Below are 19,724 nucleotides of genomic sequence, written 5' to 3' on the forward strand. Positions count from 1 at the left end.
TAAAGAAAATAGTTGAAAAACCGAAGTTATAGTTTTATACTGTTTTCAAGATTTTTTTTGTAATTATTATCCTTTTAACCAAGCGTCTTTTAATTGTTTTTTAGTCTCATCTTTAAATTCGATGTGTTCTTTTTCTTCATAAGGCAATTTTACAACTCCTTTTAGAAATTGTTCTTTTCCATTACGTTTTATTTTTATGCTAATCGCTTCATTTTCTTTCCATTTTCCACTTTCATTTATCATGTCATAAATATTATCATAAGAATAAGCAATATCATTGATGGCTAAAATAACATCTCCGCCTTGTAATCCCAAATTAGTAAAGAATACATTCAGCTCTATATTTGGAATTACACTAATTTCATTGTTATTAGGATTTACTGAGATATAAGGAGTTTTATCTTTTAAGAAAACAGGTGCAGCTACTTGAATTTTTGATTTAGCTAAGCCTACTTTTGCTAAATAAAATTCATAAGGAATAGGAGTAGTACCTGCAACATAAGTTTTAAGAAAATCGCCTACTTCAGGATAAGTGAGTTCTGTGATTTTATCAAAGAGTTCGTTGTCATTAAATGGTTTAGAAACCCCGTATTCATTAGATAATTTTTGCATTAAATCTAGAATTCCTCTTTGACCATTGCTTTTTTCTCTAATGATAATATCGATGCACATACCTATTAAAGCGCCTTTTTGGTATACGTTCAAGTACTGGCTTTTATAAGGTTCTTTTAAAACATTAGCACTCATTTTAGTAAATGACATGGTATCGTTTAAAACATTTGCACCTTCAATTTTGTCGGCTATTCTATTATAAAAATTAGCCTCATCAATCAAACCTTGGTTAATTTGGAAAAGATTAGCAAAATATTCTGTTACTCCTTCATACATCCATAGATGTTCCGACATTTTAGGTGCATTATAATCGAAAAATTGAATTTCTTTAGCGTGAATAGTCAATGGGGTTACAATATGGAAAAATTCATGCGAAACCACGTCCATCATCGATTTTACTAATTCGTCTTTTTCCATTACTTCTGGTAAAACAACTGTAGTTGCTGTAGGATGCTCTAAGGCTCCAAAACCATGTGCATCATCTGGTTTCATACTAGACAGATACAAAAGAACAGAGTATTTTTTAGTAGAATTGATTTTTCCTAAAAAGTGTTTCTGTGCCGTCATCATTTTTTTCATTTCAGGAGTAATGCTTTCGGCTGTATATTTTCCTGTTGGCGAATAAACACAAATTTGAATATCCATACCGTCTACATTAAAAGTAGTGTAGTCAGGCTTGGAATACATAATTGGGTTTTCAACTAATTCAGCATAACGGGACGTGACAAAAAGATCGTTTGTACTGCTGCTGTCTTGGTCAACCATCGAAGTGCTTCCCCATAAATTGCTAGGATGGCTAATGGTTACCTGGTAAGGTGTAGCAAGGAAGTTATCAAAATAACCAACAAAACAATGCGTGTTTATCATGAAATTTTCGCCTGCATTAATGTTAGAACCTGCCGGAGAAAAAACATCATCTTTGCCAAAACCAGTTCCTTTTTCGGTATCAAAGGTGTCATTAACGAGGTAGGTAATTTTACTTAGCGATTTGGCTTTGCTAATAGTCCAGGTATTTTCATCTGTTTTTTTTACAGTCAAAGTATTTCCTTTTTTATCGAAAGCTTTTAGATTTTCAATGTATTTTCCATAGTTGTCCTCAGAATAAGTACCGGGAACCGTTTTAGGAATATGATAACTAATTTCGTTAGCGGTTATTTTTGGTGCATTTACCGTAACTAAAACCTGGTCATTTTTAACTTCATTTAGGTTAATTGTAGCTTGAATAGGCTCGTTTTTAACCGTTTTTGTGTTCATGGTTTTACAACTCCAAAGCAGCGAAGTAAAGGCAAATACATATAATATTTTTTTCATTCGATAGGATTTATATTTGTTTCTTTTATGTTGTTTAAAATAACAGACAAAAAGATATAAAAAAAACACTCATGATTAAGAGTGCTTTTAAAAATTTTAGTCTAATTTATTCTTGATATAATACTTTCCGTCTAAATCGTCATCAAAATCATCAATTTTAAGAGGTTTAGGTTTAGGTTTACTAGCCGTAGCTTTCTTTTTCCACATTTCAAATTTTTCTAGAGGCATCTTTTTTTTCATGATTTCCAGAACTTCTTTTTCAGCCAATCCAAATTCTTTTTTTATAATTTCAAAAGGATTTCTTTCCTCTAAGGCTAACGTAACAAGCTTTTCAGTTTGTTCCCAGCTCAGTTCTTTACGGTTACTCTTTTTCATCACGTGAAAATTAATTCTAAATAGTTTTTTTAAATTAAAAAATGATTTTGTAATAGGTATCAATATTAATAAAAAAAATAATTACTTCACAGCTTCCGTAGTTTTTTTTATTGCTTTTTTTAGACTCTGAATTTGGCTGTCAAAAAACGCTTCTTTTTTGAATAATTCGCGGTTTTATTAATGATTATTAGTCTCTTTTTGAATAAATTATAGTAAATTAATTGTTAAGCTTCGTCTTGATTTTGTAAAAGCAGTTTGTAAATAAAACCAGCAGCAATAGCTCCTAATATTGGTGCAAGCCAAAACAGCCAAATTTGGCTCAATGGTTCACCTCCTGCAAACAAAGCTTGAGATAAAGAACGAGCGGGATTTACCGATGTATTGGTAATAGGAATACTGATTAAGTGTATTAATGTTAGCCCTAAACCAATAGCTACTCCCGCAAATTTTCCGTTAGCAAATTTATCTGTGGCTCCTAAAATAATTAGTAAAAAGAACAAAGTCAATACAAATTCAGCAATGAAGCAGGCTTCTAAAGAATAACCAGTAGGTGAAAATGCTCCGTATCCATTTGAAGCAAAAGCTCCTGCCTTAGTATTATCAATTACAAATTCGGCCTTTCCTGATGCAATAGTGTACAAAGTAGCGGCTGCAGCAATGGCACCAATGCATTGCGAAATGATGTAAGGAATCAACTCTTTAGCTGAAAAGCGTCCGCCAGCCCAAAGTCCAAAAGAAACGGCGGGGTTAAAATGTCCTCCCGAAATATGTCCAACTGCATAAGCCATTGTTAATACCGTTAAACCAAATGCTAGGGCTACGCCTGCAAAACCAATTCCTAAATCGGGGATACCGGCAGCAAAAATAGCACTACCACATCCGCCAAAAACCAACCAATACGTTCCAAAGAATTCTGCAAATAATTTTTTCATAATAAATAATTTATATAATGGTTACTAGTTAAATGTGTATTGATAAGCCCACCAAATGAGAATAATTTGTATTGGAAGGCGTAAAAGTAAAATCCATTTGGGCAAACCAAAGCTTGCTTCTGGATTTTGAAACATAAATACATTAGCAGGAAAAACAACTATTAATAAGGTTATAATACCCCAAGCAGCATAGTGCTTAGTATTTGGGAATAATAAAAAGATGCTTAAAAGTAATTCAGCGGCTCCGCTAAGCTGGTTGAGTAATTTAGGATAGGGTAAATAAGGGGGAATGATTTTAAGATATATTCTTGGGTTTATAAAATGGTTGCATCCAGCTAATAGATACAGTAAGGCCATGATATACAGATGCCAAGGTAAATTCATATCTAGAAATGTTTAATACGAATTTATTGAAAAAAAATAGATAAACTATAATTCTTGTAGGATTATTTTAATTTTATGTAAGTGGTATAGTTTATTTTTTTAATCGAATATTCATTAAAACAATAGCAGTAATAATTAAAAAGATACCGAACCATTGTGCTAAATCTACTTTTTCGGCTAATATAAAATAAGCCATCGTTACCGAAACAGGTAATTCTAAAGCCGAAACAATACTACCTAGTCCGATTCCTGTAAGTGGGAAACCTGTATTGAGTAATAAAGGCGGAAGTATCGTACCAAAGAGCGATAAAACAATACCCCATTTGAGGAAAATTGAAAATTGAAAAGAAGTGGTTTGAGTTATAAATCCGAACAAAATAACAATTAATGTTCCGCCAATGAGCATAAAAAGACTACGTTGTGTAGATGATATTTCGGTAGCAACTTTGTTGGCGCTAAACATGGTAGCGGTAAATGCAGCAGCGGCCAGTATTCCCCAAAAGAAACCTCGCCAGTCAAGACCAATGTTAGTATGTAGTAAATTAGTAGCTAAAACGGTTCCTATTAAAGTAAGAACTACCGATACTATTTTTTGAAGTGATGGATTTTTTTTGTCCAGTATTTTTTCAAGTAAAACCCCCATCCAAACAGTTTGCATTAACAAAATAATACCAATGGAAACAGGAACGTATTTTACAGATAAATAATAAAATACACTGGTAAATCCCATAGAAGTTCCTGCGAGTATGAGTTGTAATTTTTGTTTTTTTGAAACAGTTACAGGATTGGTATTTTTTTTTCTATTTTGAAATAAGTATAGCAATAAGATACCCAAAAGACCTAACGAAAATTGCGATCCACTCACTTCGGCTGTAGTATAACCTTCTTGGTAAGCAAGTTTAACAAATGTAGCCAGCATACCGTAGCTGCTGGCTCCTAATGCTACTAAAACAACTCCTTTTAAAGTTTTATTTTGAATCATGCTGATTTTTTTGAACTTGTAAAAGTAAGCGATAACATGACTTAGATTTAAAAATAGATATAGATAAAACTTATCTAATTATAGGCGGTCTTTTTTTAAAAAGGCAATGTGTTTACAATCAGTATTTCCAGAGCTTAATTTTGTGTAAATTAAAATAAGCCTTGTAAACTTTGGTTTTTGATTCCAATTTTAGTGTAATCAAATTGCATTTTTTCTTTTAGTAAACTGGCATATACCGATCTGAAATCGATTTGGTATTTTAAGTCTCCTTGTGATAAATCAGTAAGATTAGGATTGTTTCCAATTACTTTTCCTTTGTTTTGTCCTCCTATAACAAACATTGGAGCAGCAGTTCCGTGATCGGTTCCATTACCGTTGTCTTTAACTCTTCGTCCAAATTCAGAGAAAACAACTATAGTTACATTTTGGAGTAAATTGGCTTGTTTTAAATCTTGGTAAAAACTATATAATGCGCTATCTAATTCTTTAAATTTATTGTTTTGGATGACCAATTGGTTGTCATGTGTGTCATATCCACTTTGTGAGGTGTAGTACACTTTTGAGTTTAAGTTTCCTTTGATCAATCGGCTAATCCATTCTAGATTTTTGCCTAAGCCGTTTTTAGGGTAACTGATTTCAGTAGTCGATTTAGTCAAGGCTTTTTGAATTTCTTCTGAGCCTTCTAAAACTGAATTGGCTACTTTTCGAACAAAATCCAAAGAGGAATTCTCAGATAAAACACCTGTTTCTTCTTTTATGTTTTTGATTTTAAAACGATCTGGATCTTTTACAGTTATGGAATTAGGAGTTTCTCCTTTTAACGATAAATTATCGATAGAATCGATGTTGATTCCCGCTGTTGGAGTATGGGTAACACATTGTAAATCCAGGTAACGTCCTAGCCAGCCTTCGTTGATGTATTTGTTAGAATCGCTAGCGGTTTGCCAAATTTCTTGACTTCTAAAATGCGAACGATTGGGTTCTGGATAGCCTACATTTTGAATTACAGATAAGTCACCATTTTGTTGCATTTGAGCAAATCCTTTCAATGCGGGATGGAAACCCATTCCTTTGGTTGTAGAAATAACATCATCTTTGGAAAGGGCTATTTTGGGACGCAAATCATAGTATAAAGGGTCTTCAAAAGGAATAAAAGTGTTCAATCCGTCGTTTCCGCCGTTCAATTGAACAAAAACAAGGCATTGTTCTCCTATAATCAGGTTTTTTTGAGAACCATAAGAAAACAAAAAGTTAGGAAGTAACAGGGATCCTCCTGTCAATGTTCCTGTAAGGGATAGAAAATTTCTTCTGTTCATAATCAAATAATTAGAGGAGGTTTTTAAATTAATTGAAATTCAGGTTCTTTGACCATGGCATTAAAAAGTCTTATAACGGCTTGATTGGCATTTTGAGCATGGGAATCAAAATCGTATTTTAAGATGGTTTCAAAATCTTTTTGGGTATCTTCATCCACTTGAAACAACAATCTATCGGATAATTCGCTGATGATTTGTTTGTTTGTTCCTTGGTTCCAGTCTAAATTAAGTGTGGTTTTTCGGGCGGCGGCACGATTGTTATTTCCATTTTCAGACATCATGGTAGCCATTGTTCTTTGATTGAAATTTTCCCTGCCGCTACAATACAAATCGGCTAGGTTGTTGCGTTGTAAATATACTTGCGAGGTTAACCACGATTTTCCACCTTCCCAGCCTTTTACATTGGGTTGGTTAAATAAATCCATGCCTTGATTTTTTAAAAAAGCAACAATGGGTCTGTTGGTTCTGGGATTAATTTGCAGTTCCGTAAGCAGTTGCAAGCTGTATTCTACCGGATTTTTTATTTTAGAACCTGCGGTATTTTTATCAAATTCTTCCGTGAAAATTTTTTCTAATAAGGGCTTGATTTCAAAGTTTTGTTTTCTAAAATAATCACCATAATAAGTTACTAATTCCGCGCTTGGATTGTCATAAATAAACCATTGCAGTATTTTTCGAGTAAATAAGTAAGGGCTGTTTTTTTGTTTAAAAATAATATCTACAATATCATCGGCTTTAAAATGCCCTTTTTTACCTAAATAGACAATTTCTGAATCATCTGAAATTTTATCTCTGTATACACCTCCATTGTCAGCAGGACTAAGGCCTGCTAAGGCTTTTGCACCGTTTTTGATGTCGTCTTCTGTGTAATTGCCAATACCCAACGTAAAAAGTTCCAGGAGCTCTCTACTTAAATTCTCGTTGATTTTTCCTTTTTTATTGTCCACGTTATCGAGATAACGTAGCATGGCATTACTTTTTACAATGGCTTTGGTTAATTCTTTAAAATTACCAAAAGCATGTTCCCGGAGGAGTTGGTTGTGTTCAAAAATCCAATAGTTTACTTTTACTTTTTGATAAGTAGAAACAAAATGATTGTGTAATAACAATGTCATTTTTTCTCTTAATGGATAGTTATCCTGCATCATTTTGTCTATCCACCAAGATTTCATTTCAATAGAAGTATTTCCTTCTTGTCTTTGTAACTCTTTTTGAAGTTCTCTCTTTTTTTCCTGACTTAGGTTTTTGTATTTTTTTCGCTTTTCGCGAAATTCGACGAATGTCTTAGGACTGTCTTTTAGAAAATCAGGAATGCTTTTGTCAAAATTAGTTTTGAATGAAGCGTCTAAGAATTTTGAAATCCCCATTTTTTCTATTGCGGTAGCTTGCTTGTTCGAAAAGCCTAAACGGAGCGACCAAAGTGAATTGCGATTCATAACGAGTAGGTTTTGTGGTTTAGTCCCGAAGCTTCGGGTGGTATTTTAGGTTGTTCTTAATTAAGATATTAATATGTTAAAAAGGTTTAACGTTGGAGCTTGTTAATTTTGTGTTTTAGATTAAATTTTTGTGAGTTCGCCAAATAAAATGCCAATTTCAGCAGCAATAAATGAGCATTGTTTTCTTTTGTATTTGATTATATATCAACGATTTTTAAGGCTAAAATATTACGATTAAGATTATAATTTGTTAACACGCACTTAACGAGTTTGCCGTTTTTCGGGGCTTATTTTGTGGTTTTAATAAATTAATGTAATTCTTATGAAACTTTTAAATCTTACGGCTTGTTTGCTTTCGGTGGCATTTATTAGCTCTTGCGAAAATGACAATAATAAAGACAAATTTGTATTGCCTGCTATTGCTAATACAGGTGTTGCTTTACCATATACCGTTTTAAGCACAGCTAATGGTGTTGAAATTCGTAATGGAGGTTTTGGATCTTCAGCCTGTGCGCATCCAACTCAAGCGGGAGAATTTTATGCCATGACAGATCGTGGTCCTAATGCAGATGCTACAGGAGGCAAATATTTTCCAGTGCCAGATTACACTCCGCGTATTGGTCATTTTAGATTGAACAATGACGGAACTATAGAAAAGCTAGAAGAAATTTTATTTAAAACTCCATCAGGAACTCCTATTAGCGGAAGACCTAATCCAGCAGGCTATGGTTCTACTGGAGAGATTCCTTATGATTTAAATGGAGCTGTATTGGATACAGATGAATACGGACTAGATCCTGAAGGTTTAGTAGCTATGAAAGATGGTACTTTTTGGGTTTCTGATGAGTACGGGCCACATATTGTACATTATAGCAAAACAGGAGTGCAATTAGAGCGCATTAGCCCGGTAGGAATCAATACAGGTTCTCGCAAATTGCCTGCGGTTTTTGCTAAAAGATGGGCTAATCGTGGTATGGAAGGTTTAAGCATTACACCGGACCAGAAAACATTAGTGGGTATTATGCAATCTCGATTGTACAATCCTTCTAAGGCTGGAGCTATAAACAAGACTTTAACTCGTATTGTTACTTTTGATATTGCTACGGGAAATACGAAGCAATATTTATACCGTCAGGAAATTGATGATAATTCTAATTCAGAGATTTGTGCTTTGAGTGCTACTCAATTTTTAGTAGTAGAACGAGATGGTAAGTTTAGTGGAGATGGTTCTGTGATGAAACATATTTACAAAATAGATATTAGCAATGCAACGGATGTTTCAGGTATTGATTTTAATGCCGAAAATGGGTATTTAGTTAATGGAAAAGCCTTAGAGGCTAATACTTGGGAAGAGTTAACGGCAGCCAGTATTAAAGCTGTTTCTAAAACGCTTGCAGTGGATGTGTTTAACTTTTTAGGGAATTATCCACATGATAAATTAGAAGGGATTTGGTTGATTGATTCTAATACTATTGGTATTATTAATGATGACGATTTTGGGGTTTGGAGTGATGCTACGAATAAAATTAAAGCCAAAACTCTTTCTCCAACAAACGGTACAGAAAGAGACGGTAACCGATTGTATATTTTGAAGTTCTAAGAACACCAAAGAAATAAAAAAAGCAGGTATTCTACATTTTAGATTGCCTGCTTTTTTGTTATAGTCTCCGAGTTAAGGTTTAGATTTTATAGCTTTAATTAGTTTTTTGTTTCTTTTATCGGCTCTTGCATTTTGTAAAGAGATGACTGCCCAAATAGCAGCAGGAATCCAACCAATAAGCGTTATTTGTAATAGTAAACAAAGAATTCCAGTTAATATCCTACCTCTTAAAAAGAAAGAAAGAAACGGAAAGAAAATAGCGATTAAGGTCATAGTTTAGTTTTTTTATTTATTTCTCTTTGTATGATTTTTTAATGAAATATTGAATAAGCATTGTTAAAAGCAATATTAGGGTGAATAATAGAGAAAGGCTAATTATTCCTACTAAAGGCATACCGCAATGAATTCCTTTTTTTTGAATTAGATTTCCCGTAATGGAAAGTGAAAGAAGAGTAAACAAAATTTGTCCTGAAAAACTAATCAGGCAAACAGTACCAAATTTTAATTTTATGTCTTCTCCTATGGCTTTTCTCCCGTAAATAATTTGAAAAATTAATGGGGCGATTATTAGGGCTAAAGTTAAAAAACCTTCCATATTTTTATAGTTTCTTTATTTTACAATATAGGTTTCCCATCCGTCATAGTCACCCTCTAATTCTTTTGCTCTTTTTCTTAATTCTAAAGTGATTTTGCTAATTGATTCTGGGTCAACTTTATTATTTCTTGAAATATGTAATTTGAATGGTTTGTCAGGATCGTCAATTTTTTCTTTGAGTTCAATTTTAAAACCATTTTGGGCAATTTGCTTTTCAAATAAGTCTCTGTTTTTTTCATTTGAAAAATAGAGCCAGTGATCTACTTGTCTTGATTTTGTTAAATCATCGCCTCCCTTTTGTAATTGCTCAATTACTTTTTGATTTGACATACTTTCTTGTATTTCTTCATTTGGGTATAGAAAATTAAGATAAGCATCCCAGTTTTTATCCGGTTTTATATTTATATAATATTTATAATTGCTGAATTTGTTTTTATAAAGAGCTGTTAGTTTAGACCTAATTTGAGTTGTATCGCTGATGTAGTAATAATTTAATCTTTCGCATTGATAAGTAAAAGTTCCTGCCAATTCCGTTTTTGTTACTTTGGATATTGTTGTCTCAACTTCATCTGAAACTTCGTAAAGTTTATTGAATTCATCTTTTTCAGGAAAACCATCTTTATTACAATTTGAGAAAGTTACACCTGTAATTAAAATATAAGGTAAATTGGTTTTAGGAGCATCTTTTTTTAAATCCATATTCAATGTTATGGATCCGGCACCGTTTTCATAATTTGCTATATAAGCATCCCAGTTGCTGTCTTCTGTGGTTTGTGTTTCTTGTGATTTAGTGTTGCAACTAAATAAAAGAAAAATAAATCCAAAAGTTATAATGTTCTTCATGTAATTAGCTTTATTAATAATTTTCGAGGGTTTTATAGGTTTAATTTTTTCTGAATTCCATTATGAAATTATATTCTTCTTCAATAGGAATTTCTTTTTTTGAATTTTTTTCAATGTCTTTGCCTTTTTTGGTCCATAGGTATGGAAAAAAATAGAAGACAGTATCACCGTTTAATTTAGAAACTTCGTGTTGCCAGTTTTTCCATCTAAGACCTTTGTAAAAATCTTCTAAATTATTATTGAAGCAAAAGAATAAGAATTCTGAATAATTTAATTCTAATGGTTCAAATTCTAAACTATCAGGTGCTAAATAATAAATTTTTCCTAAATCTTCTCCAAGTCCGCCTCCATTTAAATAGAAAAAACCACCAATTACATCGTCTGCAATAAGTAAATATGGAGGTTTTTGATCCAAAGTAGTATGTGTTTTTCCTAAATTCCAATCAGGTAAATTTCGTTTAAGTTTTTCGTTACCCGAACCGAGAATTCTAATCCAACCATTGTCAACTAAAAGTCCTCCTGTATTATAAATAATTGTTCCCATAGGGGAGCGCGTTGTAACTTGCGTTTTGTACAAAGCCTCCTTTGCTTTTTGGTTGTCAACTGCTAAAATTTCTACTTTGTTTTTTGCCGAATGAATCCAATCTTTGACTAACGGCCATGCAGATTCTTTTTCGTTGATTAATTCATCAATAGTTCTCATTTTATTTTGAGAAAATAAAAATGTAGAAGTTAGAAGTAGAATTAAGAATTTATGAATTTTCATTTAGAAATTATTTTTAATAGTATGGTTTTTTATTTGTATTATCCAAAGTTTGCCCAAATTGAGTGAATTGGAAGAAATTTGCAAATCTCAAATATACTTATTTTTCTTATATATTTTTAAAGAGTTAAGGGTATGGTTTAGTTGGAAGTTTTTTTTTCTAGCCCTGATGGAAGCGGCATCCTTATGGTTTTTTCTTTAAAAACCATAAGATATAGCGGACAGCAGGCATAGCTCCTGAAAATAATTTGGCTTTGAAGACCTTTATAAAATATAAATAATTATTTTTGCAACCTCTTAAAATTAAAATTATTACTGGATATATTATGGTAAAAGATTTATTCGAAAGGATTCAAAGCAATAAAGGACCGTTAGGGAAATGGGCTTCGCAAGCAGAAGGATATTTTGTGTTTCCAAAGTTGGAAGGAGAATTAGGCCCAAGAATGAAGTTTGGTGGAAAAGATATTTTGAACTGGAGTTTGAATGACTATCTAGGTTTAGCGAATCATCCTGAAGTGCGTCAAGCCGATACAGATGCAGCTATTCAGTTTGGTGCAGCTTACCCAATGGGTGCTCGTATGATGAGTGGTCATACAACGTATCATGAGCAATTAGAGAAAGAATTGGCTGAGTTTGTAATGAAAGAATCAGCTTATTTGTTGAATTTTGGATACCAAGGAATGGTCTCTATTATCGATGCTTTGGTGACTAAGAATGATATTATTGTGTACGATGTAGATTCGCATGCTTGTATAATTGATGGTGTTCGTTTACACATGGGTAAGCGTTTTACTTACAAACACAATGATTTAGACAGCATGGAGAAAAACCTGCAACGTGCTACTAAAATGGCTAAAGAAACAGGAGGAGGAATCCTTTTTATTACTGAAGGTGTTTTTGGAATGCGTGGGCAACAAGGAAAATTGAAAGAAATTGTAGCTATGAAAGAAAAATACAATTTCCGTCTTTTAGTTGATGATGCGCACGGTTTTGGTACTCTTGGAAAAACAGGAGCTGGAGCAGGCGAGGAGCAAGGTTGTCAGGATGGAATTGATGTTTATTTTTCAACTTTTGCCAAATCAATGGCTAATATTGGAGCTTTCGTAGCAGCTGATAAAGATGTTATTGATTATTTAAAATACAATTTACGTTCTCAAATGTTTGCTAAGGCATTGCCAATGATTCAAACATTAGGTTCCTTGAAACGTTTAGAGTTATTGCGTCAGTCTTCTGAGATTAAAGATAAACTTTGGGAAAACGTAAATGCGTTGCAAAACGGATTGAAAGAAAAAGGATTTAATATTGGTGATACTAATACTTGTATTACTCCGGTATATCTTGAAGGAAGTATTCCTGAGGCAATGGTAATGGTAAATGATTTGAGAGAGAACTACGGAATTTTCCTTTCTATTGTGGTTTATCCAGTAATTCCAAAAGGGATTATCTTATTGAGAATGATTCCTACGGCATCTCATACTTTAGCTGATATTGAAGAAACCTTAACTGCTTTTGAAGCTATCCGTGAGAAATTAGTAAACGGAACATACAAGTCTATCGCTGAGAAAACAACAGTTGATATGGAAGCGCAAGCTTAATACAATTAAATTTTAGATTCCTCTTTATGGGAATTATATAACAAAAACCATTCATTCTATGAATGGTTTTTTTGTTTTAAAAATACCTTTACATAATATAAATCTTAAATTTTATAATTATGAGAACAGTATACATATTTAGTGGTATCGTTTTATTTAGTATTCTTACTTCATGTATGGATAAAAACAAAAAAGAAGTTGTGATTCCAGAAATTGAAGTAAATGCTCCAATGGAAACGCTTCATAAAGAATGTTACCAAGCTGTGCTTGAAAAAGATACCATCACATTGTCTGTAGATGTAAATAGTGTCAATGAATTTAAAGGATCATTAAATTATTCTTATTATGAGAAAGATAAAAGTTTTGGTACACTTTTAGGAAATGTAAAAGGGGATACCATTTTTGCCGATTATAAATTCCAATCAGAAGGAACTACTTCCATTCGAGAATTGGCTTATTTGAAAAAAGATGCTAATACTTATGTTGAAGGTTATGGAGAAATGATAGAAACTAATGGTAAATTGTCTTTTAAAGATAAAAGCAAAATTAAATTTGATGGAAATATAATTCTTAAAAAGATAGACTGCAAGCCCTAAATTTTCCAAGAAATTGGATGTAATAAACCCCATTTTGTATTACAAAATGGGGTTTTGTGTGGTATTAAAGGTTCTTTTTGAATGTTTTTCTACGGCAATGTACTTTTGGGTCAAAATGTTTCCATAGGTTGTGAATGGCTACGTTATCAGCTAATTCAGGTGTCCTAAAGCAGTTTTCAATTCCTTTTTCTTTAAAAGTATCGTAATATTCATTAAATATAATGGCTGTTACGGCCTTGTTTTGGTATTCAGGATGCACGCCAATTAAATAGAAAAGCATGTCTTTGCTTTGTTTTTTTGCTTTAAGCAGATGAAACAATCCAAAAGGGAATAGCTTTCCATTGGCTTTTTGTAAAGCTCTGGAGAAAGAGGGCATTACAATGCTAAATGCTACAATGTTATCATCTTTATCTTTTACAAACTTGATGTATTCTGGGTTGATGAAACTGATGTATTTTTTCTTAAAGTATTCTTTTTGTACATCAGAAATGGCTACAAATGAAGATAGATTGGCATAAGAAGTATTGAATAAATCAAACATTTTATCTACATAAGGCATTACTTCTTTAGTAGATTTAAAGTTGATAGGTTCTAGTTGGTATCTTTTCTTAACGAGTATATTTGCTTTTTGGAAAAATTCTGGTTTTACATTTGAAAACGGAAATTTACTTTCTATATATTCTTTTTCTACCACATAACCCAGTTGTTCCAAATGAGTAGCGTAGTAAGGGTGGTTGTACCAAGTAATCATAGTGCCCAGTTGGTCAAAACCTTCAGTTAGAACTCCTACTTTGTCTAGGTTTGAAAATCCCATTGGGCCTTCAACATATTCTAAATTGTTTTTTCTTCCTAGTTCATATACTTTTTCTAGTAAAGCTTCGGTTACATTGATGTCGTTAATCATGTCAAACCAACCAAAACGTACTTTTTTCTTTTGTTGTCCGTTTACTTCGGCCCAGTTGATGATAGCGGCAATTCGACCAACGATTTTATCATTTTTATAAGCCAAATAAAAATAAGCTTCTGCGTTTTCAAAAGCTGGATTTTTTGTTTTATCAAATGTTTCTAATTCGTCGGCAATTAAGGGCGGCACCCAGAATTCGTTGTTTTTATATAGTGAAAAAGGAAATTTAATGTATTCGGTTAGTTCTTTTTTAGTTTTAACTTCTTTTACTGTAATCATTGTTTCGTTTCTTTATTCAATTGCGTCTTTTCGTTTTTGATCTCTTTTTGCTGCTTTACGTACCGATCTAGGTTGTGACGGAGCATCGTCTAAGTTGATTCTTACTTCTTTGTATTTGGCATCATATCGCCAAGAAAAACCAACTCCTCCGTAGAAAATGCTAGGTGTGTCTTTTAAATTATGACTTATAGATGCATCTATTTGCATGTTTTTGTTAATTAAAAAAGCGGCACCTCCGCGCACAATAGCATCGCTGTAAAAATCGCTTTTATAGCCTTGGTTTTCTACAAAACCTGACCATTTTCGACTGATGCCTTTGGTTAAGGTAATGATGTAGCCGTAACTAGGGTAGTCGGTCGCAATGAAATCTCCAATGATGTTGGTGACAAATACCCAGGAGCCATCGCCTAAATGGTTTTGAGTAATCAACATCACTTTTGGTGAAATCATAGCGTCATTAGTAAAAGCATAGGGATTGTTTTTCATGGTAAAATTTGCTCCGGCAAAAACAGAAACAGCGGGAATTAATTGGTGCCAGTTAAATGCATGATTGGCCTTCCAGCTGTAAATATTTATTTTTTTTTCGTAATTTTTATACGGATCGTAGATGAGGTATTTTGCACCTAAAACAGTTTGTTTTAAATCCGCTTTTTTATACTGGTTAAAAGTGCTTGCAAAATCTTCATTTTGGTATTGGATATTAGCAATTAATTCTAGTTTTTCCATAAGAAAACCATAACGCAAATCGAGATCTATTCCATATCCATTTGCATTGTAATTCAGTAAGCGGTGGCTTTCTTGGATGCCGTAAATCCCTGTTTCAACTTGAATTACGGATTTTCCAACAGAATAGGCTGACATAGACTCTCCTGGTCTGTTGGAATTGATTTCATCGGTATGTTGCCCGAAGGTGAAATTGGCTAAAAGACAAGTAGCTAAGACTAATAAAATTTTAAATTGAGACATGATGTTTAGGATTTTACGAGTAATAAGCTTTCCAAATGTACTATATTTTATTATTTATTTAAGAATGATAATCGAATTTTGAGCGTAGTATTTGTTAAATTTGCTAAAAAAACATTTGATTATGCAAGTTGCGTCTTTTACAGGATTTATTCGAACATTATTTATCATTATATCTTTCTATTATATTTTTAGATTTTTGGCAAAATTGTTTTTGCCTGTTGTAATCAAAAAAGTTGTAGAAAAAGCTAGTGAAAATATGCAGCAACAACAACAGCGTCAGTATCAGGATTCATGGCAAAGAAATACAGAAGGCGAAACAATTATTTATAATACAGATAACGTAAAGAAATCTCGAGAAACCAAAAAAGTAGGAGATTATGTAGATTACGAAGAAATAGATTAAATTTGTCCCAATAGTAATCTAAATTTTAATAAAATTCTCGACAATTGAAAGTATTAAATAAGTTCTATCCTCACGCTATTGCCATTCTTGGCTTTGTTATAGTTTCACTCATTTATTTTTATCCTGTACTGCAAGGTAAACAAATTTTTCAATCGGATATTGCTCAATATACCGGTATGGCTAAGGAGCAAAATGATTTCCGTGCCAGCCAACACATCGAACCTTATTGGACAAATTCTGCTTTTGGAGGAATGCCAACCTATCAATTAGGGGCAAAATATCCTTATGATTTTGTTGGAACTGTTGATCACATGTTACGTTTTCTACCGCGTCCTGCCGATTATTTATTTCTATACTTTTTAGGGTTTTATGGATTGTTATTGGTTTTAAAAATTGATCCCTTAAAAGCTTTTTTTGGCGCTGTAGCCTTTGGTTTTTCTACCTATCTCATAATAATTTTGGGTGTTGGACACAATGCTAAAGCGCATGCTATTGCTTATATGCCACTAGTAATTGCTGGATTTTTATTGGTTTACAAGAAAAAATATATAGCAGGAGGACTATTAACTATGGTAGCCACTGCATTAGAAATTAATGCGAATCACTTCCAGATGACGTATTATTTACTGATATTCTTGTTGATTCTTTCTGCTTATTTCGCATTTAATTTTATAAAAGAGAAAGAATATAAACCTTTATTGACTTCTATTGGGGTTCTAGCTGTTGCTGGGATTTTGGCTATTGGGGTTAATGCTACTAATTTGATGGCTACTGCTGAATATGCTAATTTTAGTACTCGCGGAAAAAGCGAATTGACGTTTAATCCAGATGGTTCTAAAAGTACAAATACGAATGCCATGACCCGTGATTATATTACCGAGTACAGTTATGGTATTACCGAAAGTTTCAATTTGATTGTGCCAAGACTTTTTGGAGGTTCTAATCATGAGACTTTAGGAACGGATAGTAGTATGTATGATTTTATGATTAGCCAAGGTGTTCCTGCAGGTCAAGCAGCTGATTTTGTTACTGGAATGCCAACTTATTGGGGAGATCAGCCAATTGTAGCGGCTCCTGCTTACATTGGAGTTGTGGTGTTCTTTTTTGGAATATTAGCTTTAATCATAGACGAAAGAAAAATAAAATATGTATTCCTTTCAGGAGCTGTTGTCACTTTATTACTCTCTTGGGGTAAAAATTTCCCAGCTTTAACGGATTTCTTTATTGATTATGTGCCAATGTACAATAAGTTTAGAGCCGTATCATCTATTCAAGTAGTGTTAGAGTTGTGTTTTCCAGTTTTAGCAGTAATGGGACTGCAATCTTTTTTTAAAGCAAATAAGGACAAACAATGGGAAGGATTATGGCAAACAGCAGCTATTGGCTTAGGAACCATCGTTATTTTGTTTTTATGCAAAAGCATGTTTAGTTTTTCAGGTGCTAGCGATGGTTATTTTACCCAAAGCTATGGACCAAGTTTTGTAGATGCCCTTAAAAGCGATAGAAAAACTTTGTACAGTGCCGATTTGTTGCGTTCAGGATTCTTTATGGTTCTAACATCGGGTATTTTATGGCTTGTAATTAAAAACAGAATGGCGCAAAATACTGCCATTATTTTGTTAGGATTGTTCATGATTTCCGATTTGTTTTTTGTAGATAAAAAATATGTTTCGGCTAAAGATTTTGTGAGTAGTAGAGAAGTAAATGTTCCATTTCAAGAAACACCTTCTGATGCTCAAATATTACGTGATACTACCCATTACCGTGTTTTTGAAGTGAATGGTAATTTTTCTAGTGCAAGAACTTCTTATTTTCATAAATCAATTGGAGGTTATCATGCTGCAAAACCACGCAGAATGCAACAGCTTTTTGATTATCAGATTGCTAAAAACAATCTGGAAATTTTAAATATGCTGAATGTCAAATACGTTATTCAAACGGATAAAGATGGAAAAGAGTTTCCAACTGTAAATCCTGATGCCAACGGAAATGCTTGGTTTGTTCATAACATAAAATTTGTGAACAAGGCCAATGATGAAATGAAAGCTTTGGATCATATTGATACTAAAAAAGTAGCTGTATTTAACATGCAATTGTACAGGGATAAATTTAAAAATGCGCGTTTGAAGCGTAATTTAGATACTTCAGGAAAAATACATTTGCGAGTGTATAAGCCTAATTACATTAAATATTTTTCAGAAAGTAAGAATGAAGGTTTAGCTGTTTTTTCTGAAATTTATTATCCAAACGGATGGAATGCTTATGTGGATGGTGTAAAAACAGATCATTTTCCGGTAGATTATGTTTTAAGAGCGATGATGATTCCTAAAGGTGTTCATACTATTGAATTTAAATTTGAACCAGAAGTAATTAAAACAGGTAGCATAATCACACTTATTAGTGGTGTAGGAATGTTGTTGTTATTAATTGGTGGGGTGTATTATGAGCGAAAAAAGAAATCGACTTTAAATATTTAATATTGTACTAAGAATTTTGAAGTTGTGTTTTTTTAGTTTTTAATCAAATCGAACCATAAAATTGGAACCAAAAAAAATCCTTATCATAACGTATTATTGGCCACCAGCTGGAGGGCCAGGAGTGCAACGTTGGTTAAAATTTGTGAAATATTTACCTGATTTTGGTATTCAACCAGTAGTTTATATTCCTGAGAATCCTACTTATCCTATTGTGGACGAAAATTTGATGAATGAGGTTTCGGATAAGGCAGTTATTTTAAAACAAAAGATTTTTGAGCCTTATCAATTGGCTTCTTTTTTGTCGAAAAATAAAACCAAGAAAATGAATTCGGGGATTATTCCTAACCAAAAGAAACAATCGTTTTTAGATAAAGTGTTGCTTTGGATTAGAGGAAATTTGTTTATTCCAGATGCTCGTTTTTTTTGGGTGAGACCATCGGTTGAATATTTAGAAAAATATATTCTGGAAAACAATATTGATATTATTGTTACTTCTGGGCCACCTCATAGTTTACACTTGATTGGGCTGGAATTAAAAAATAAATTAAATCTAAAATGGGTTGCCGATTTTAGAGATCCGTGGACAACAATTGGTTATCATAAATCTTTGCGTTTGTCTCATTTTGCAGCTCAAAAACATAAAAAATTAGAATCGCAGGTGTTAAATACTGCCGATACTATTATTGTTACCAGTAAAACTACTAAGACCGAGTTTGAGTTACTTACCACAAAGTCTATTGCTGTTATTACCAATGGATTTGATGTAGAAAAGGTAGCACAACAAACATTGGATACCAAATTTACTTTGGCACATATTGGTTCTTTTCTTTCGGCTAGAAACCCTAAATTATTATGGGAGTCCTTAGCGGAATTACTTGCTGAAATCCCTGATTTTAAAAATCATTTAGAGCTAAAATTGATTGGAGCGGTAAGTCAAGAAGTGTTAGATACAATTGCTGTTTTTGGATTGGAAAGTTATGTGAATAGTTTGGGTTATGTTTCTCATGAAGAAGCCATTGTGCATCAAAGGAAATCGCAGGTTTTGTTGCTTATCGAAATAAATTCTGAAGAAACAAAGAGTATTATTCCTGGAAAATTATTTGAATATATGGTTTCTAATCGCCCAATTATTGGGATTGGTCCTAAGGGTTCTGATTTTGAAGAAATTATTACGAATACAAATACGGGAGTATTTTTTGATTATTCTGAAAAAGAGAAGCTAAAAAGAGTAATTTTGGACTATTATAATCAGTACCTAGAAGGAAAATTACAATCGCATGGTATTGGTTTACAAAAATATTCTAGAAAACATTTGACCCAAGAGCTCGCTTCTTTACTTTTTAAATCCTAGATAA

General features: G+C 32.8%; 19 protein-coding genes. 6 read left to right on the top strand and 13 right to left on the bottom strand.

All coding sequences use genetic code 11. The features are described from left to right. Nucleotides 1-66: 66 nt before the first annotated feature. The 7 genes from AC4FRF_RS08645 to AC4FRF_RS08675 all read right to left on the bottom strand — a co-directional run bounded on the left by AC4FRF_RS08645 (nt 67) and on the right by AC4FRF_RS08675 (nt 7,348). Nucleotides 67-1,923: a M61 family metallopeptidase gene (locus AC4FRF_RS08645; RefSeq protein ID WP_491159090.1), complete on the bottom strand. Its 1,857-nt coding sequence runs from the start codon at nt 1,921-1,923 to the stop codon at nt 67-69. 96 nt (nt 1,924-2,019) lie between these two features. After that, nucleotides 2,020-2,298: a DUF2805 domain-containing protein gene (locus AC4FRF_RS08650; protein WP_491159092.1), complete on the bottom strand. Its 279-nt coding sequence runs from the start codon at nt 2,296-2,298 to the stop codon at nt 2,020-2,022. Nucleotides 2,299-2,522: 224 nt separating this feature from the next. Further along, nucleotides 2,523-3,230, bottom strand: a complete 708-nt coding sequence (gene aqpZ / locus AC4FRF_RS08655) for an aquaporin Z (protein WP_491159093.1) — start codon at nt 3,228-3,230, stop codon at nt 2,523-2,525. A 24-nt stretch (nt 3,231-3,254) separates the two neighbouring features. Next, on the bottom strand, nt 3,255-3,614 hold the full coding sequence (locus AC4FRF_RS08660) for a DoxX family protein (protein ID WP_491159094.1): 360 nt from the start codon (nt 3,612-3,614) through the stop codon (nt 3,255-3,257). A gap of 91 nt (nt 3,615-3,705) precedes the next feature. Next, a complete protein-coding gene (locus tag AC4FRF_RS08665; protein WP_491159095.1) occupies nt 3,706-4,596 on the bottom strand; it encodes an EamA family transporter in 891 nt (296 codons plus the stop codon). Between the two features lie 149 nt (nt 4,597-4,745). Next, a complete protein-coding gene (locus AC4FRF_RS08670) occupies nt 4,746-5,912 on the bottom strand; it encodes a DUF1501 domain-containing protein (RefSeq protein WP_491159096.1) in 1,167 nt (388 codons plus the stop codon). 23 nt (nt 5,913-5,935) lie between these two features. After that, nucleotides 5,936-7,348, bottom strand: coding sequence for a DUF1800 domain-containing protein (locus AC4FRF_RS08675; protein WP_491159097.1), 1,413 nt, complete (start codon nt 7,346-7,348; stop codon nt 5,936-5,938). Nucleotides 7,349-7,670: 322 nt separating this feature from the next. Between AC4FRF_RS08675 and AC4FRF_RS08680 the strand changes: the two genes are divergently transcribed. Further along, entirely contained in the window at nt 7,671-8,948 is a 1,278-nt protein-coding gene (locus AC4FRF_RS08680; protein WP_491159098.1) for an esterase-like activity of phytase family protein, read from the top strand. A 72-nt stretch (nt 8,949-9,020) separates the two neighbouring features. Here the strand turns inward: AC4FRF_RS08680 and AC4FRF_RS08685 are convergent, their stop codons facing one another. From AC4FRF_RS08685 to AC4FRF_RS08700, 4 genes are read right to left on the bottom strand one after another with little or no spacing between them, the layout of a single operon-like run. Next, nucleotides 9,021-9,221 carry a YqaE/Pmp3 family membrane protein gene (locus AC4FRF_RS08685; RefSeq protein WP_491159100.1) on the bottom strand — a complete coding sequence of 67 codons (201 nt, stop codon included), beginning with the start codon at nt 9,219-9,221 and terminating at the stop codon, nt 9,021-9,023. 16 nt (nt 9,222-9,237) lie between these two features. Beyond that, nucleotides 9,238-9,543, bottom strand: a complete 306-nt coding sequence (locus AC4FRF_RS08690) for a hypothetical protein (protein WP_491159101.1) — start codon at nt 9,541-9,543, stop codon at nt 9,238-9,240. A gap of 15 nt (nt 9,544-9,558) precedes the next feature. Then, nucleotides 9,559-10,386: a DUF695 domain-containing protein gene (locus tag AC4FRF_RS08695; protein ID WP_491159102.1), complete on the bottom strand. Its 828-nt coding sequence runs from the start codon at nt 10,384-10,386 to the stop codon at nt 9,559-9,561. Between the two features lie 40 nt (nt 10,387-10,426). Continuing rightward, the gene (locus AC4FRF_RS08700) at nt 10,427-11,152 is read right to left on the bottom strand and encodes a DUF2625 domain-containing protein (RefSeq protein WP_491159103.1); all 726 of its coding nucleotides are present in this window, start codon (nt 11,150-11,152) and stop codon (nt 10,427-10,429) included. Nucleotides 11,153-11,475: 323 nt separating this feature from the next. On the opposite strand from AC4FRF_RS08700, the gene capB reads away from it, so the two are divergent. Together capB and AC4FRF_RS08710 are read left to right on the top strand one after the other, a co-directional pair. Further along, complete coding sequence (capB, locus tag AC4FRF_RS08705; RefSeq protein WP_491159143.1) at nt 11,476-12,744, top strand: cysteate-C-fatty acyltransferase; 1,269 nt, start codon at nt 11,476-11,478, stop codon at nt 12,742-12,744. Between the two features lie 119 nt (nt 12,745-12,863). Beyond that, on the top strand, nt 12,864-13,340 hold the full coding sequence (locus tag AC4FRF_RS08710) for a hypothetical protein (RefSeq protein ID WP_491159104.1): 477 nt from the start codon (nt 12,864-12,866) through the stop codon (nt 13,338-13,340). A gap of 64 nt (nt 13,341-13,404) precedes the next feature. On the opposite strand, the gene AC4FRF_RS08715 is transcribed toward AC4FRF_RS08710, so the two are convergent. Together AC4FRF_RS08715 and AC4FRF_RS08720 are read right to left on the bottom strand one after the other, a co-directional pair. After that, nucleotides 13,405-14,523, bottom strand: coding sequence for a GTP cyclohydrolase (locus AC4FRF_RS08715; RefSeq protein ID WP_491159105.1), 1,119 nt, complete (start codon nt 14,521-14,523; stop codon nt 13,405-13,407). A gap of 12 nt (nt 14,524-14,535) precedes the next feature. After that, nucleotides 14,536-15,489: a transporter gene (locus AC4FRF_RS08720; protein ID WP_491159106.1), complete on the bottom strand. Its 954-nt coding sequence runs from the start codon at nt 15,487-15,489 to the stop codon at nt 14,536-14,538. A gap of 121 nt (nt 15,490-15,610) precedes the next feature. Here AC4FRF_RS08720 and AC4FRF_RS08725 point away from each other — a divergent pair, with 121 nt between their 5' ends. From AC4FRF_RS08725 to AC4FRF_RS08735, 3 genes are all read left to right on the top strand, one after another. Next, the gene (locus tag AC4FRF_RS08725; protein ID WP_491159107.1) at nt 15,611-15,892 is read left to right on the top strand and encodes a DUF4834 family protein; all 282 of its coding nucleotides are present in this window, start codon (nt 15,611-15,613) and stop codon (nt 15,890-15,892) included. A gap of 44 nt (nt 15,893-15,936) precedes the next feature. Next, nucleotides 15,937-18,369, top strand: coding sequence for a YfhO family protein (locus tag AC4FRF_RS08730; protein ID WP_491159108.1), 2,433 nt, complete (start codon nt 15,937-15,939; stop codon nt 18,367-18,369). Between the two features lie 61 nt (nt 18,370-18,430). Then, entirely contained in the window at nt 18,431-19,720 is a 1,290-nt protein-coding gene (locus AC4FRF_RS08735; RefSeq protein ID WP_491159109.1) for a glycosyltransferase family 4 protein, read from the top strand. Nucleotides 19,721-19,724: the final 4 nt, after the last annotated feature.

This window comes from Flavobacterium sp. ST-158 (assembly GCF_058309975.1).